This is a genomic window from Micromonospora sp. NPDC048839 (assembly GCF_040649915.1).
In the GTDB taxonomy this organism is placed as follows: Bacteria; Actinomycetota; Actinomycetes; order Mycobacteriales; family Micromonosporaceae; genus Micromonospora.
Window position 1 is genome coordinate 90774 of the sequence record NZ_JBEZGL010000013.1, and the last position, 15601, is coordinate 106374.

The window sequence follows — 15601 nt, forward strand, 5'->3', positions numbered from 1 at the left end:
GTGACCCGGGCGGCGGTCCGACGTTCACGCCCGGCCGGGGAATGGGTAGGGTGATCTTCGTCAGCCACGAGAAGGAGGTGAGCCCGGTGACCACCCGACGTCAATCCTGGGCGCTCTTCTCGGCCGTCCCCCTCAGCTGACCACTCGCGTCGGGGAGTGCGCCCTCCGTTCTCGGAGGACACATGTCCATCTCCCCGTTCCGCATCGACGTACCCGATGCGGTCCTCGACGACCTGCGGGCCCGACTGGCCCGTACCCGCTTCACCGACCGCAGCGGCCACCAGCCGTGGCAGGGCGGCGTCGACCCCGACTACCTGCGGGACCTGGTGTCCTACTGGCACGACGGGTTCGACTGGCGAGCGCGCGAAACCGAGCTGAACGCGTACCCCCACCACCTGGCAGTCGTCGGCGGCCGGAAGCTGCACTACCTGCACGTCCGGGCGGCGCGCCCAGCCGGTGCGCCCACGCCGTTGCCGTTGCTGCTGAGCCACGGCTGGCCCAGCAGCTTCGTCGAGATGCTGCCGCTTGTCGACCGCCTGACCGACCCCGATCGGCCCGGCGGCGCGTTCGACGTGGTGGTGCCCTCGCTGCCGGGCTTCGGCTTCTCCGAGGTCCCGGACGAGCCGGTGACCCGGGCACTCCTCGCCCGGACACTGCACGAGCTGATGACCGAGGTGCTCGGCTACGAGCGGTACGGTGCTTTCGGCGGCGACGTCGGGGGTGTGGTGACCGGCTGGCTCGGTGCCCTGCACCCCGAACATGTCGCCGGCATCCACCTGATCCACCCACCGTTCCCGGCCAGCTTCGACGCCCGTCCACTGTCGGCGGCCGAGCAGGCGTACCTGGACGCCGAGGCCGCGTACGACGAGACCGACGGCGGCTACAGCGCCATCATGGGCACCCGCCCGGACACCCTCGCGGCGGCACTCGCCGACTCACCGGCCGGGCTGGCCGCCTGGCTCGTCGACAAGTACCGGGACTGGACCGACAACCACGGCGACCTGGCCAACAGCATCGACCGGGACACCCTGCTCACCATCATCACCCTCTACTGGGTGACCGGCTCGATCGGCTCGTCGTTCCGGCAGTACGCCGACTTCGACCACAACACCCCACGACCCATGATCGAAGTGCCGGCGGCGTTCACGGTGAGCACCGAGCCCTCGCAGGCCAACTTCCCGCGCGAGATCGCCGAGCGGGCCTGCACCGACATCCGGCACTGGAGCGAGCCGGGCCGGGGCGGGCACTTCCTGCCACTGGAGGAGCCGGACCTGTTGGCCGATGAGCTGAGGCGGTTCTTCACCTCGCTGCGCGGGTGATGCGCGGCGGCGGAGCCGCGCTCAACACGGCCGGCTCCGCCGCCTGGTCTCACTCGCGCCGCAAGTGCACATTACATCAAATCAGTTTGATGTAATGTGGGGCTGTGATGTCAGATGCAGCCGGCACCATCGCACCGCCCGGGTTCGTGACCGCCGTCGGGCACCCGGTGCGGTGGCGGTTGATCAGCGAGCTGGCCCACAGTGACCTTGCCGTGCACGAGCTGACGGCGCTGCTCGGCCAACCGCAGAACCTCGTCTCCTATCACCTCGGCAAACTGCGCAAGGCCGAGTTGGTGACCGCGCGGCGCAGTAGCGCCGACGGCCGCGACACCTACTATTCGCTCGCCCTGGCCCACTGCGGCGACCTGCTGTCCGGCACCGGCGCTGCCCTGCACCCCGGGCTGCGGCTCACTCCGCCCACGCCGGCCACCGCGGTGACCGGACGAGTGCTGTTCCTGTGCACGGGCAACAGTTCGCGGTCGCAGATGGCCGAGGCGCTGCTGCGAGAACGCACCTCCGGCACCGTGGCGGCATACAGCGCCGGAAGCCAACCCAAGCCGGTCCATCCGCACGCGACAAGCGCCATGGCAGCGCGCGGCATCGACCTCACCAAGGCGCTGCCCAAACACGTGGACCAGTTCACCGGTCAGCGGTTCGACGTCGTGATCACCCTTTGCGACCGGGTCAAGGAGGTCTGCCCCGAGTTCCTCGAACATCCACGGCTCGTGCACTGGAGCATTCCGGACCCGGCCGCCGATCCCGACGGGTTGCCCGCTTTCCAGCGGGTCGCCGACGACCTCGCCCAACGCGTCAGTTTCCTGCTGTACACACTCGCCGTCCACGAGAGAAGGCATCATGACCAGCCCCACCAATGACAACACCGTGAGCGTGCGCTACCTCGTCGATGACGTCGCCGCCGCGATCGACTTCTACACCACCCACCTCGGCTTCACGTCGGCCCACGCATTCCTGCCCGCTTTCGCCGACGTCCGACGCGGCAACCTGCGGCTACTGCTGTCCGGCCCGGACAGTTCCGCTGGGCGGTCGATACCGGACGGACGCCGTCCGCACCCCGGCGGCTGGAACCGCATCCACCTGATCGTCGCCGACATCGACGCGGAGGTTGCCCGGCTGCGCGCCGCCGGGGTCGCCTTCCGCAGCGACGTCGTCACAGGTCCGGGTGGTCGGCAGATCGTCCTGGACGACCCGGCCGGCAACCCCGTCGAACTCTTCGCGCCCGCCCCTGCCTGACCTGTCCGTCAATTCTCTTCTTTCGGGCGCAACGGGATGCATCGATCGTGGTCGCGTTCCCTGTCACGTACATGAGCGGTTGTACCGCGTGTGACCGTGACCTCTGTGGCCTGCGCCCCCTGGCGGATCGCCTGGGCCGAGCGCGAGAACGAGCGCCGGCAGCGCGCGTACCGTGACGCCACCGACGCCTGGCTGCGCCACGACGACCACCTGGTCCGGCTCCGCATCGAAGCCGCCGGCTTCCTCGGGTGTACGCAGCCCCGCACCGGCCTGCCCGTGGACCTCGACCACGGCGAACTCGTCTTCCGCGTCCTTCCCGTCGCCACGCTCGTCGAGGCCGAGGCGCGACACGTCCCCGGCCTGCCCACGCCAGGTCCCTGCGACTTCGCCGACACCGTTCACGCGGCGCTGCCAGCGGGCCTGCGGGTGCTCGACACCGGGATGGTCGTCGTGACCAGCCATCGCGTGGCCTTCGCCGGCCGCGAGCACCGGCGCGAGTGGCGGTACGCGGACCTGGTCGGCCCCGCCCACCACCCCGACGTGCCGGTCACCCTGCTGCCCGTTGACGGTCGCGGATCTGCCGAGTCCGCGCGACCTCGGCACCGACTCTCCGGGCTGCTGGTCCCGGCCGCCGCCGTGGTGAACTTCCGCTTCTATCTCACCCTCGCGGCCACCGCCGATCGCGCGGCCGTCAGCGCGCAGGTCGACGCCCTGCTGGCCGCCCACCGGCACGCCCGGCCCGCGCCTCCGGTGTTGGCGGCACCCGACGACGCGCCAATGACGGCGGTACGCCCCGACCGGCGGGCTCTGGGGGCTGCCGCCGTCGCAGCTGTGGTGTTCGCGACGTTAAGCCCCGGCGCTGTGGGACCGCAGCAGGCCGGCCCTCTGCGCCGGGCGGAAGCGGCGACCATCGCGACGGGTCAGCCGATCGTGCGGACCGCCTCGGTGCGGGCGCCCTCCGTCCTGGTGGCACCGCCGAGCCCGAGCACGCCCGCCCGTCCGGTACGACCTCCGGCGGCCAATCGGCCGCGGCCCGCCGCGCCGGTGCCGCCCGCCGCTGTGGCGGCTGCGCCGGTCCCCACCACCGCTCCGCTGCCGTTCATCGAGCCGGTGCCAACCACCGCGCCGGTGCCGCTCATCGAGCCGGCCCCGTCCAGCGTTCCCGCCCCGTCGGTCAGCGCGACGCCGACGCCCACTCCCACGCCGACCGACCCGCCCACGGCGGCCTGGCCGGGCTCACCGTCGCCGACCGTGCCGCCCGAACCCGCCCTGATGACGGCGTGCCTGGATCTCCTGCTGCCGCTTGTGGACCGGCTGCTCTGCCCGTCGACCGGGCCGTGATCTCGGGCCGTTGCCGTCTCGGGTCCGGACCTCGGCCTTCGTCGCCTTCGCCGCTGCGGTCGGGTCGGTCTCCGTTGCCCTTGCCGCTGCGGAGCGGGCGGTCTCCGTTGCCTTCGCTGCTGCGGTCGGGTCAGGTCGTCGCGCTGAAGTCGGGGAGCGTGAGGGAGCCGTCCGGGCCGAGGGTGAAGCCGGGGTTCCAGGCGATCTCCCAGACGTGACCGTCCGGGTCGGCGAAGTAGCCGGCGTAGCCGCCGTAGAACGTCTCCCGCGCCGGCTGGGTCACCTCGGCGCCGGCCTTGCCCGCGGTGGCCATCACCTCGTCGACCTCCGCCCGCGAGCGGACGTTCTGGGCCAGGGTCATTCCGCCGAAGCCGCCGGTGTCCGGGTTGGGGACTCCCGCGTCGGCGGCCAGCTTGTCCCGGCTCCACAGCACCAGGGCCAGGCCGCCGGCCTGGAGGAAGACCGTCTCCTCGACCTCCTGGCCGTGCCAGCCGAGGTGCTCGTAGAAGGCTTTGGCGCGCGTCAGGTCCGAGACGCCGAGGGTGATCAGGCTGATCCGCTGCTCCATCCTCGTAACCTAACGCGCCAGCGCCCGGGGGCGCGGCAAGGTAGACCAGAGCAATCCGAGGAATCTACACTCTTCTCTGTTAACGCTCACACTCGTCCCAGTGCTGAGGCAGTGACGCCATGCCGATCTGACGATCGGCGCCCGCCGGGTGAACCCCGGCAGCCGGCGGCTGCTCGGTCCGGCCGGCCCCGCTCCCAGACGGATGCCGGCTGCCCGTGGCAGCTCCACCGGCCGGCCCATGCCCTCGGCCAGCTCGACCAATCCAGGGGAGACAGCTATGCGAACGAGGGCACGATGGCTCGCGACGCTCGCCGCGCTCGGTGTCGTCATCGCCGGCGTGGTGGCACCCACCGGTCCGGCCAGTGCGGAATCCAACGGTGGGGTACGGGTGATGCCGCTCGGCGACTCCATCACCGAGGGCACCCAGGTGCCGGGCGGGTACCGCATCGGGCTCTGGCAGCGTCTCGCCACCAACCGGTACACGGTGGACTTCGTCGGATCGCAGTTCAACGGGCCGGCCAGCCTGGGTGACCACGACCACCAGGGGCATCCCGGCTGGCGCATCGACCAGATCGACGCGAACATCGTCGGCTGGCTGAACACCCAACGACCGCAGACCGTCCTGCTGCACATCGGCACCAACGACATCCTGCAGAACTACAACGTGAGCACCGCGCCGAACCGCCTCTCCACCCTCATCGACAAGATCACCACCACCGCGCCCACCGCCGAGGTGTTCGTGGCGCAGCTCATCCCGCTCTCCAACAGTGGCCAGGAGGCGGCCAACCGCACCTTCAACGCGGCGATCCCCGGCATCGTCCAGAGCAAGGTCAACGCCGGCAAGCGGGTGCACCTGGTCGACATGCACAGCGCCCTCACCACCGCCGACCTGATCGACGGCGTTCACCCCACCGCCGGCGGCTACGACAAGATGGCCGCCCGCTGGTACAGCGCGTTGCAGTCGGTGCCCGGCAGCATCGGCAACCCGGGCAGCGGCGGCGGACAGACCACCACGATCGTGGGCACCCGGTCCGGCAGGTGCGTCGACGTCCCCGGCTACTCCACCACCAACAGCACCCAGCTGAACCTGTGGGACTGCCACGGCGGTACGAACCAGCAGTGGACCTACACGTCCAGCAAGGCGCTCACCGTCTACGGCAACAAGTGCCTCGACGCCGCCGGCAACAGCACCGCGCCGGGCACCCAGGTCACCATCTACGACTGCCACGGCGGCACGAACCAGCAGTGGAACGTCAACGCGAACGGCACCATCACCGGAGTGCAGTCCGGCCTCTGCCTGGACCCGTACAACCAGGGCACCGCCAACGGCACGAAGCTCGTCCTCTGGACCTGCACCGGCCAGGCCAACCAGCAGTTCAGTCGCCGATGAAACAGCCAACACGATGGCTGACGACGAAGGCGTAGTCGGAGAGGAGGCGGGCACCGCGCGCGGCGCGTTGGCCGTCCGATGCGGGCGGTGTGTCGCGCCCGAGCGGTCCCTGTCGTTGTGAGCGGTATACCTGTGCGTCATATTTATGACTCACAGGTATATCGCCTATTGAGGTGACGGCGGTCCGACGACAGTCGAGCCGCGTCATGCGGCTCGGAGCAGAGCCGGTTGATGACTGCGCCTCGGTCAGCGTCGTATGACCCCAGACATCGAGGTGCGCGGCGAGGCTCGCCGACATACTCCAGGGCAGCCGTCGTCAGGGCGGCACCAGGCGTCTCACGAGAGATCGGCGCCATGACGATCGACGACACGCATTCGGATGAAGCTCTCGTATAACCGAGCAGCCCATAGCATCGATGCTATGGGCAGGGGGCAGAGCGATGACTGATCGCCTGGATTGGAATGACCTGCGTGAGCGTCGGATGGCTGAGCCGGGGGCAGCCGAGACGTACGAGGCCACCCGGATCGCCTTCGAGCTTGGTGAAGAGGTGCGCCACCTGCGGGAGGGGCATGGTTGGAGCCAGAGCCAGTTGGCGCGAGCCGCTGGCATGACTCAGTCTGCGGTGGCCCGCTTCGAGGCAGGTGGCACCGTGCCGACGCTGCCGGTCCTGGAACGCCTCGCGCGTGCCCTGGACAGGCGGCTCGACGTCAGGTTCACGCCGAACGCGGACGCCGCCTGACCGAGCAGGTTTAGGCGGCGATCGTCCGGGCGGTGGCGTAGACGTCGGCGGGTAGGGCGTGGTGGAGCCGCCAGAGAATCCGCATCGGCCGGTCGCCGGTGTGCGACTCGTACGTCATGGTGCCGGCGTACAGGTACGGCGGGGCACCCAGGTCACGGTCGGCGATTCGGGTCTCCCGCACGAAGAGGTGCACGGTCGAGCCACCCGAGACGTAGCGCTGCCCCGTCGCCGAGGCCGCCGAGGTGGTGCTCTGCGACTCCCACTGGAACAGGGTGTCGGTGATGGCCCGGTCGGCGTACATGGTGGTGGGGGAGTAGTGCGCCTCCGACTTGACCAGGGTGACGAAGAACAGGTCAGCTCCGGCGTCGGGCAGCCACTTCACCCCCTCGCGCAGCGAGCCCGGGTTGGTCATCCCGAAGGCGGCGCAGGCCTCGTTGCGGCTGTAGCGGGCGTGCACCCGCAACGGCACCCCACCCGGAGCGACAGTCGGCGTGACCCGATGGATGCGGTCCCGTAGCACCTCGGCTACCTGCCGCAACTCGATGCAGCGCGCCGGGTTCTTCCACAGTCCTGTCAACCGCTCGTCGCGCCCGGTCAGGGGTGCGTTCGGCCCCCAGAGGCTGAAGTGCAGCATGTCCAACAGGCGGCCGTTGCCCGCGTACACCTGCTGACCTGGCGCGGGCGGTCCGGCCGCGACCCGGGTCAGCAGCTCCAGCCGGTCGACGTCGTCGGTGTGCAGCATGCGGCCGATGGCGCGGCCCAGGTCCCGGTCAACCTCGCCGGGCGCGGACGTCTCGATGCCGGCGAGCCGCCGCAGCCCGGTCCAGCCGCCGATGCTGGCCGAGCGGTACACGTCCTCGATCTCCAGGCCCGTCTCACGAAGGAACGTGGCCAGGCTGACGTCCTCGAGTTGCCGCAGCTCAGACACCAGACCGGCCTTCGAGGTGGGCAGCGCGCTCTTCAGGTTGGCGAGCACTACCTCCTTCGCCACCCGGTCCAGTTCGACGTGGCAGCCACTCGGCAGGCTCGGGAAGTCGTCGCGGACCGCCTCGGTGATCGCCCGTCGACTCACCCCGGTCAGGGCACGCCACCGGAGGTCAAAGCGGAAGTTGGCGTGCTGCCCACCGATGAAGTCGAGCACCGTGAGACAGGGCTTGTCGTCGTCCAGGCGCAGGCCACGACCGAGCTGTTGCAGGAAGATCGTGGCGCTCTCGGTGGGCCGCAGCATCAGGATCGTGTCGACCATCGGCAGGTCGACGCCCTCGTTGAACAGATCCACGGTGAAGAGGACCCGCAGCTTGCCGGCCTTGAAGTCCCCCAGCATCCCCTTCTGCGTCGCGCGGTCCACTCCCGACGTCACCGCCGCCGCCTCGACGCCGTGCTGCCGGAACCAGTCGGCCATGAACTCCGCGTGCCCGATGCTCACGCAGAACCCGAGCGCCCGCATCCGCCCGACGTCCACCTTGTCGCCGACCGCACGCAGCACCGACCGTGCCCGAGCGTGGTTGCCGGTGTAGAGGACGTTGAGTTCCGCCAGGTCGTAACCCTGCCCGCGCTTCCAGGTGACCTGCGACAGGTCAACGTCGTCGTGCAACCCGAAATATTGAAACGGCGCCAACAACTGCCGCTCCAACGCCTCCCACAGGTGCAGCTCAACGGCCGCGCGGCCGTCGAACCACCGGCGCACGTCGCCGCCGTCGGCCCGGTCGGGCGTCGCCGTCAACCCGAGGAGTACGCGGGGACGCAGCCGCTCCAACAGCCGCGCGTACGTCGGTGCCTCCGCGTGGTGGAACTCGTCCACGATCACCATGTCGTACGCCTCGGGGTCGACCTCCCGGCGGTGCAGCGACTGGATGGAGGCGAAGACGTGCTTCCAGCCGTTCGGCCTCTCGCCCCCGACGAGCGTTTCGCCGAAGCTGCCGTCCCCCATGACCTGCCGGAACGTCGACAGGCTCTGCCGCAGGATCTGCTCCTGGTGGGCGACGAAGAGCAGCGAGTCTGCCCTCCCTGCCTTGTTCAAGCGGCGGTAGTCGAGGGCGGCGACGACGGTCTTGCCGGTCCCGGTCGCCATCACCACCAGGTTGCGCCAACGCCCGTGCACCAGCCGCTCGGCGTCCAGGTCGGCCAGGATCTCGGCCTGATACGGGTACGGGCGTACGTCCAGGTTCGAGATCTCGGTGGGTGCCTGGTCGCGGCGCTCCCCGCTCAACGCGTGCCGTAGCCGTTCGGCGTCCCTGGTCGCGTCGTACGTCTCGAACGCCGGATCGTTCCAGTAGTCCTCGAACGTCGCCGTGAACGTGTCGATGACGTGCGGCTGCTCGATGTTCGAGATGCGGACGTTCCACTCCACGCCGTCCACGAGCGCGGTCTTCGACAGGTTCGACGAGCCGACGTACGCGGTGGTGGTGCCGTTGTCGCGGCGGAACAGCCACGCCTTGGCGTGCAGTCTTGTCGTCCTCGTCTCGTACGACACCTTGATCTCGGCGCCCAGCTCTTCTAGCCGGTCGAGCGCTCGCTGATCGGTCGCGCCGAGGTAGGTCGTGGTGATGACGCGGACCTTGCCGCCTCGGGCGATCAGCTCGCGGATGGCTGGCTCGACGATGCGCAGGCCGTACCACTTGATGAACGCGCAGAGCAGGTCGACGCTCTCGGCCGACGCCATCTCGTGGTTGACCTCGTGGCCGATACGGGGCTGGTGACGGCCGTTGACGAGCAGGGCGCCGGTGGAGAGGGGGGTGGTGGGGCGCTGCGGGAAGGCTGGCAGGGCCGGTGGGGTTGGTGGGGCGGCGATGGCGTGGAGCAGGTGCTTGGCGTCGGTCACCTGGTCCTGGTGTGTTGCCGCTTTCGGGCTGAGGGCGGCGATGGCGTCGGCGATCTGGTTCGCCATTGCGATCTGGTGGTGGAGCTTGTCGTCTCCGTTGGGGACGGCTTGGAGGGCGCGGGCTGCCAGGGTGGCGAGGTGGCGGGCCAGGGTTTGGTGGGCATCGGCGGGGTCGAGCTTGTGGTGCTGGACCAGGGCGGGGTCGACGTGCTGGAGTCGGTCGGCCAGGTCACGGGTGATCAGGTGCTCGTAGACGCCCCGCTCAAGATCCGTCATCCGCACAGCTAAGCAGTTACGGCGCCGGGCCGTGGACCCGGAACACGAATTGTTTAGCTGTTGGTCAGAACGGGGAGTAAACCTACTGACTGCAGGCGTTCGTACGCCATCCGTATATGCGCTGGGGTGAACAACCTCGCCTTGCGGCCACTCCAAGCCTGGACTCGCTCGATCAACTCACTGATTTCGCTGGTTGGAGGAGTCATTTCAGCGGCGTAGTGCACAGTGGCCAACAATTCGAGGCTGTATGGCGCCTCGAAGCCCTCAACCAAGCTGGCCAGCCGCTCCAACGAATGCCGTGTTGGTGATCCGTGCGGTTCCAACCATGCTGACACGGCCTCCGTCGTTCCGGCTGTCAGGCGGATTGGCTGGAATTCTTCGACCCGGGCACTGCGGTCGCCATAGCCGGTTAGGTAATGCCCTTCAAGTCGGTCGAGGACCTGGTTCAGGTTGTCGGCATAAGGTCCATACCGTCCCCGGTTGAATTTCAGCCGGAGGGGCTGCCCCAGAACCTGAAGGAAATAGGCGATCTTCTGGATTTCCAGCACGGTCACCCCATCCCGAGGCTCCAGCGCACCTGCCCGATCGAGGTAGCGGGCGATGGCGCAGAGGAGGGTGGCGCGGCCAGGAGTCAGCGGAGGCTTGGTCGTTGCCACTGGCATATCCGCAGGGTTGGGAGCGCCTTCCGGCGGAAACAGCAGAACCCGAACCTCCGGTAGGTCAGCGAAGCTCCGCTCTATCAACGGCCGGATCTCCTCCCAGTCCAGCCCTCCGTTGCCGCATCCCAGGGCGGGCACAGCGAGCGAGGAGATCCCACGGTCACGGACGACGCGAACGAGGTCGTTGAGGCCGTCCTTGATGTCCTTCAGCTTTGAACTGGTGCGCCAGTGACCCTTGGTCGGGAAGTTGATCACGTAGCGTCTAGGGCCGAGGAGAGCTGAATCAAACAGGAACATCTGACCTAGTTTGACCTCCCCGGCGGCGCAGGCTGCCCGGTAGGCGGCGTAGTTCGCCGGGTAGGCGCGCTTGAACTGCAGAGCTATCCCCTTGCCCATCACACCCACGGTGTTGACGGTGTTGACCAGGGCCTCGACGTCAGCGGTCAGCAGGTTGCCGTGCGCAGTGACGATCATTCGCGTGCCTCCCCCCGTCGGAACCCGTAGTACCAGTTAGGTCTGACATCAACGTACGCGTCGATGATGCCAGCATCCCGTAAGACCTGCCTCAGCTGTTCCTGTCGCGCCGGCGTCCGTACGACGTAGCCCGCCAGTAGATCGAGAGGGAACTCACGGTGGACCAGCAGTTCGGCCATTCGACGCCGGACCCGGTCGGGGTCTTCGGGCAGGTTCTTCCAGATCCGCTCGCTCATCAACGCCCAGTCGACGAGTTCAGCAAGGTCGTCCAGAACTCCCGAGAACCTTGTCAAGGTTGCGGCGCAGTTGCCGTCGCTTGCGACCCATCTCAACTGGGCGTGATGCACCTTCTCCAGCGAGCTCACGAGGTAGACCAGCGGATCGTCCCCGTCTGGGTAGCAACCCTGCCTTCCGTCCTGATGCTCCCGCGCGATCCGGAACATCATCGGTGAACGCGGAGCGAAGTAGAAGGGCACGTAGTCGGCCACCGCCCCACCGGGAGGGCATGGGACGACTCGTCGACGGCGGCTGGCTTTGATATCGGAAGCACCCACGTTCCTGGCTAGCCTGGTGCCGACCATGCTGTCGGCGAAGAGCCGGCCTGCGGCGAGGATGGCTGGCAAGTTCTCGATGTGGGTGAAGTGCAAGATCCTAGTATGGCTTGGCTGACCGGCTGGCCCCGGCATAGATCAGTCCAGGTCAGTTGGATCGATGCGGGCCTTGACGTCCCCGTGTTCGGCGAGTAAGTAGAGCAGGTTCGAGCCGTCGATTAACTCAAGTGGTTTGCCGGAGGCGAACTCGTATGAGGCGGGACCAAATCCGCTCGTTGTCACCAAGATCCCCTTAGATGCGCCTTCGTTCTGCAGGGTCCCAAATAGGTCGCGGACTGAGGAAACATCTACTGTATTGCGGTAGCGTTTTGCCTGAATGACGACCTTGCCACCGAAAATGGGTCGGGGATCGAAGGCCACGCAGTCTACGCCGCCGTCCCGTGATGCGCGCGTTTGTTTAGTGTCTAGGCCCATCTTGGCGAATAGGTTCTGGATGAGGCTTTCGAACTCGTTCGGCGTCAGCCTCAAGAGGTTCGGCCGCTGGTCGAGGTCAGCGAGCACGTCGACTTCATCGATGAAGCGCTTATCTACCATGTCGAACTCAAGTACCGGTCGAACTGGCGCAAGGGCCTCGGGACGCTTCGACACCGAGGCGTTAAGGTGCTGCAGGCATGCGGCAGGATCGACGCTGCGCAGATTCAATGCAGTAAATGCGTCGCCGGTCGTGCGGAGTGTCACAAGGCAGGGCTGGACAGAAGTGCCGGTGCGCGGGTCGGTTGTGTCGACGATGCCGTTGAAGGCGATCGTGTCTACCAACCCAGCACGGTCGGACTCGAAGAGTTCGTGGATGGTCCGTAGAGTCACTTGGCTCACGGTGCTTGCGTAGCGTTCCTTTATTTCCTTCGCTGGGCGCGCCACAGTGCTGATCTCATCGCGCACTTTGACGTAGCGGCACTCCCGCACAGCTGGAATTACGTCCAACGTCGGTAGGTTGTATTCCACCACGAGCTGCCGGGATTCGGGCACGTATGCCAAGCGGTAGTGCTGGGGGAAATCGTCGGGATAGACCGAGTTGCCGAGCACCATCCCAAAGTAGTCCACCACCGCTGCTGGGTCTCCGGCGGCCACTGCGGCCGCAAAGCGATCGACCTCGGCGTTGTGTGCCTTGGTCTCGGCTTCGACTTTCGATCGTCCCTGCTGGTATTCCTGGTATGCGACGGCCAGGCGGCGCTGCCGTTCGGCCTCGGCGGCTGCATGCTGCGCCTGAGCCTGCCCGAAGGCATGTTGGGCCTGAGCGAGTTGCTGCTGATATTTAGTCTGGCCGCCGAATAGCTTCCCAATCCCAGACGGAGCAATCGGTTCGAAGCGTCGCCAGTCCGGTGGTGACAGGGGCGTGCTAAGGGATCCAGGCTGGAAGGGCGGGTGCTTCAGAGATTTATGAAGCCGCCGAAAATCAATGTGATCGTCTACGTCAAGCGTGGCCAGCAGCAAGCCGTCGAGCTCGTCTATACGTGCCTGCAGGTCCGAGTTGCTTGCTGCGACCTCGGCGATGCGCGCCTCAGCGTAGAGTCGCTTGCGCTCTCGTTCATTAGCGACCGACGCGCGCTCTGCGGCCTTCCTGGCGCGATCTGCCTCGCGGTGAAGATGCTGATGATGCCGGTAAGCGGCGGCTTGAGCCTGCCTTTGGGCGCGCTCTTGGCGAGCCTGCGCCCGCTGCATTTCCTTGAGAATCCCCACGCTATTCCTAAGGTCGCGACGACTGCGGTCCGAACACCATAGCCAGCAATCGAGCATCCCGACACCCGCTGCTTGGCCGCGCTCCCGATTATGGGAGTACCTTACGTCCTGCCTTGTTCGTATTCATTAGCGTTCGCAGTGTCGGATCTCAGACAGAATCATCTCTGCGTTGCGGCTGGGTCGACTCCGATTGCTGCACTTGGCCGGGAGTTAACCTCTATGCGCACGAGAGCTGTAAGGTGGCGTCGGGCAAAGGTAGCGTTAGTGCTTGTCGAGACCGATTGCTAAACCTTCCCCTGCCCTTCACTCTCAGTCCCCGGACTGCCCTAGTGCCCACTTAAAAACGTGCGGCTCCCTGCGGCGTTGCGAACCAAGACGTCGAAGATTGGTGCATTTTCCCAGTTCGGTTGCAGCTTGCTGATCTTGTTCCAGCCCCAGGAACCGTATGCGGTCTGGGCGGCGATATTGTCAGGACGGGCCAAGAGCGTCATTCGGGGCTCTGCCCGGCTGCGGGCCAGCTCATCGTGCAGCGCCCTCGCGATGCCTTGACGCCGCCAGGCGGAGTGCACCAGCAGTTCGCTGAGCGCGAAGGTGCGCTTCCCGTCCTCCTCGGTGAACCCGGGTGGCACAGGCTCGTGGATGCCCTCCCACCACCGTGTCTGTGGAGGAAGTGGGAAGCCATAGATGTAGCCGACTAAAGCCCCATCGATAGTTGCGGTAACCAGCTCCCAGTCAACTCGCTGCATGTGGAGGTCGAGCTGACGCCGGTAGCGGTCCTCGCTGTAAAACTCGCCACCGCCCGCGTAGACCTCCAGGTAGAGGTCCACAAGCTGGTCAAGGATCCCCTCAGCCTCGTCGGCGCTGTGATGGCGGAGTCGCAGCCCCTCGATCACGGGCTCACCGCCTGGTCGTAGGCGTCAACAAACTGGCGGGTCGTCGTGGTTGCCTGCCGTGGCGCAGCCAACTTCCTGCGCACCTGCGCGAGATGTTGACTCACACGCTTTGAGTTGATCTGACGTACCGCGGGCAGGACGTCCAGAGCTATACGCGCCGCTTCGTTGACGTCGCCCTGCTGGTACGCCGCCTCCGAGAGACGCACCGTGTAGTAGACCTGGTTCCGCCGGTGGCTAGGCGAGGGGTTTTCAGTGATCGCGCGCAAGGACCGAACAGCGCGCTCGGGCCTGTCGAGAGCGAGGTGTGAGAGCCCTTCGATTCCGTTCAGCTCTTGCTCGTTCACGAAGTGCACGAAGCTCTGGTCATCTTCGTTTGTGCCCCGGTCCAGTTCTCGGCGGGCCTTGGTCATTTCGCGGCTGAATCCACTCGCATCCCTGAGCACTGCGTAGGCATGGGCCCTCCGTAGGTGCAGCAACGTGCTGAGTCGAGGCGTGGTCCACCCGGCAGAGATCCGTAGGGCCGCTTCGGCGCAGTGCAGCGACTCGCCGGGCTGACTCTCGCGGATCAACAGCGACAGGTGCGTGAGCGCACGGACTTCCACCTGTGGGTCATCCGCGATTCGGGCACGAGTGATCGCCTCATGCAGGTATGGCCTCGCCTCGGGTCGGCGATCCGCGTCGATGGCGAGCCAGGCGGCCTCGATGGACAGATCAGCCAGGGCGCTTTGGAGCGCGTCACCGACCTCTCGGCTGTAGCTCGCCCGCGCTGCCCAGGCCGACAGCCTGGTGTGTGCTTGCATGGCGACATCGCAGAGCAGGTCAGCGCCGCCTGCCGCATCAGCCCGCCGCAGATCGTCAACCAGGGAGCTGGCTAGATGTACCTGTTCCATGCCGATGTTTCCCGGCACCTCAGCAGGCGGCCCTGGGAGCAGGTACGTGTGACCGCCTGCGGCGAGTCCCGCGAGTGCGGCCAGTACGTTGAAGCGTCGTCGGTCCGTAGCGCCACCCCCTTGGCTTGGTGCCTGCTCCACGTTAACCGCCATGGCTGCCCGTTCGCCTCGCTCGACCACCTGATCGTCACCATGGGCGCTATTTGTCGTGCCCCCCATGGGACTCGGCAGCGTCCAGCAATGCTGATCGGGAAGGCGGAACCAGAGACTTCCCGGCGGCACCCGAAGAAGCTGAGCCCAATGCGCCAGCCGATCCAGGTGCACCAGCGGCGGCCCGTTCTCCACCCGGCTGAGCTGCGCCTGCGTGATCCCCAGCCACCCGGCCACCACGCTCTGCGGCAACGCGACCCGCCCGTGGTACGGATGGCATCGGTACGCCCGAATCACCCGCCCCAGATGCCGCCCGGCGAGGGCCTGTCGCACCGGCTCGTGCTCCCAGAAGTTTGCCGGCACCATCGGTGGCGCGCTCAGCCGGTCCCGTTCGGCGGCCTGGCACGGCGCACACCGTCCGCTGTCGTTGTCGCGGGCCAGCCGTCCGCCACATCGAGGGCAGTTCGAGTGGGTCACCGGCGGCTCCGTTCATCCAGCTGCATCGAGCCTATCCATTGAACACGCTGCGTGGAGCGCTGGT

Annotated in this window: 13 protein-coding genes; 6 read left to right on the forward strand and 7 right to left on the reverse strand. The window is 67.2% G+C overall.

Annotated features, from left to right (window positions below):
* Window positions 1-182 precede the first annotated feature (182 nt).
* From AB0C25_RS23805 to AB0C25_RS23820, 4 genes are all read left to right on the forward strand, one after another.
* A complete protein-coding gene (locus AB0C25_RS23805; protein ID WP_357376441.1) occupies window positions 183-1319 on the forward strand; it encodes an epoxide hydrolase family protein in 1137 nt (378 codons plus the stop codon).
* A 107-nt stretch (window positions 1320-1426) separates the two neighbouring features.
* Window positions 1427-2194 (forward strand): metalloregulator ArsR/SmtB family transcription factor, encoded by a 768-nt coding sequence (locus AB0C25_RS23810; protein WP_357376442.1) that lies wholly within the window; start codon window positions 1427-1429, stop codon window positions 2192-2194.
* A complete protein-coding gene (locus AB0C25_RS23815) occupies window positions 2175-2570 on the forward strand; it encodes a VOC family protein (RefSeq protein ID WP_357376443.1) in 396 nt (131 codons plus the stop codon). Before AB0C25_RS23810 ends, AB0C25_RS23815 begins: the two co-directional genes overlap by 20 nt.
* Before the next feature lie 96 nt (window positions 2571-2666).
* Window positions 2667-3911: a hypothetical protein gene (locus AB0C25_RS23820; RefSeq protein WP_357376444.1), complete on the forward strand. Its 1245-nt coding sequence runs from the start codon at window positions 2667-2669 to the stop codon at window positions 3909-3911.
* Window positions 3912-4041: 130 nt separating this feature from the next.
* Here AB0C25_RS23820 and AB0C25_RS23825 read toward each other — a convergent pair whose 3' ends face one another.
* Window positions 4042-4479, reverse strand: coding sequence for a VOC family protein (locus AB0C25_RS23825; RefSeq protein WP_357376445.1), 438 nt, complete (start codon window positions 4477-4479; stop codon window positions 4042-4044).
* A gap of 277 nt (window positions 4480-4756) precedes the next feature.
* Between AB0C25_RS23825 and AB0C25_RS23830 the strand changes: the two genes are divergently transcribed.
* Entirely contained in the window at window positions 4757-5869 is a 1113-nt protein-coding gene (locus AB0C25_RS23830) for a ricin-type beta-trefoil lectin domain protein (protein WP_357376446.1), read from the forward strand.
* Between the two features lie 440 nt (window positions 5870-6309).
* The gene (locus AB0C25_RS23835) at window positions 6310-6609 is read left to right on the forward strand and encodes a helix-turn-helix transcriptional regulator (RefSeq protein ID WP_357376447.1); all 300 of its coding nucleotides are present in this window, start codon (window positions 6310-6312) and stop codon (window positions 6607-6609) included.
* 10 nt (window positions 6610-6619) lie between these two features.
* Here the strand turns inward: AB0C25_RS23835 and AB0C25_RS23840 are convergent, their stop codons facing one another.
* The 6 genes from AB0C25_RS23840 to AB0C25_RS23865 form a co-directional block, all read right to left on the reverse strand.
* A complete protein-coding gene (locus tag AB0C25_RS23840) occupies window positions 6620-9706 on the reverse strand; it encodes a DUF3427 domain-containing protein (protein ID WP_357376448.1) in 3087 nt (1028 codons plus the stop codon).
* 53 nt (window positions 9707-9759) lie between these two features.
* A complete protein-coding gene (locus AB0C25_RS23845; RefSeq protein ID WP_357376449.1) occupies window positions 9760-10839 on the reverse strand; it encodes a macro domain-containing protein in 1080 nt (359 codons plus the stop codon).
* Complete coding sequence (locus AB0C25_RS23850; RefSeq protein WP_357376450.1) at window positions 10836-11486, reverse strand: DUF4433 domain-containing protein; 651 nt, start codon at window positions 11484-11486, stop codon at window positions 10836-10838. The genes AB0C25_RS23845 and AB0C25_RS23850 overlap by 4 nt, the downstream gene beginning before the upstream one ends.
* Window positions 11487-11528: 42 nt before the next feature.
* The gene (locus tag AB0C25_RS23855; protein ID WP_357376451.1) at window positions 11529-13127 is read right to left on the reverse strand and encodes a restriction endonuclease; all 1599 of its coding nucleotides are present in this window, start codon (window positions 13125-13127) and stop codon (window positions 11529-11531) included.
* A gap of 326 nt (window positions 13128-13453) precedes the next feature.
* Entirely contained in the window at window positions 13454-14020 is a 567-nt protein-coding gene (locus AB0C25_RS23860) for a GNAT family N-acetyltransferase (protein WP_357376452.1), read from the reverse strand.
* Window positions 14017-15537 (reverse strand): hypothetical protein, encoded by a 1521-nt coding sequence (locus AB0C25_RS23865; protein WP_357376453.1) that lies wholly within the window; start codon window positions 15535-15537, stop codon window positions 14017-14019. Before AB0C25_RS23865 ends, AB0C25_RS23860 begins: the two co-directional genes overlap by 4 nt.
* Window positions 15538-15601: the final 64 nt, after the last annotated feature.

What these genes read in the sequence shown, in the direction of transcription:
- AB0C25_RS23815 (WP_357376443.1), top strand. Translation starts at nt 2,175, where the DNA reads ATGACCAGCCCCACCAATGACAACACCGTGAGCGTGCGCTACCTCGTC.
- AB0C25_RS23805 (WP_357376441.1), top strand. Translation starts at nt 183, where the DNA reads ATGTCCATCTCCCCGTTCCGCATCGACGTACCCGATGCGGTCCTCGAC.
- AB0C25_RS23845 (WP_357376449.1), bottom strand. Translation starts at nt 10,839, where the DNA reads ATGATCGTCACTGCGCACGGCAACCTGCTGACCGCTGACGTCGAGGCC.
- AB0C25_RS23830 (WP_357376446.1), top strand. Translation starts at nt 4,757, where the DNA reads ATGCGAACGAGGGCACGATGGCTCGCGACGCTCGCCGCGCTCGGTGTC.
- AB0C25_RS23835 (WP_357376447.1), top strand. Translation starts at nt 6,310, where the DNA reads ATGACTGATCGCCTGGATTGGAATGACCTGCGTGAGCGTCGGATGGCT.
- AB0C25_RS23825 (WP_357376445.1), bottom strand. Translation starts at nt 4,479, where the DNA reads ATGGAGCAGCGGATCAGCCTGATCACCCTCGGCGTCTCGGACCTGACG.
- AB0C25_RS23810 (WP_357376442.1), top strand. Translation starts at nt 1,427, where the DNA reads ATGTCAGATGCAGCCGGCACCATCGCACCGCCCGGGTTCGTGACCGCC.
- AB0C25_RS23840 (WP_357376448.1), bottom strand. Translation starts at nt 9,706, where the DNA reads ATGACGGATCTTGAGCGGGGCGTCTACGAGCACCTGATCACCCGTGAC.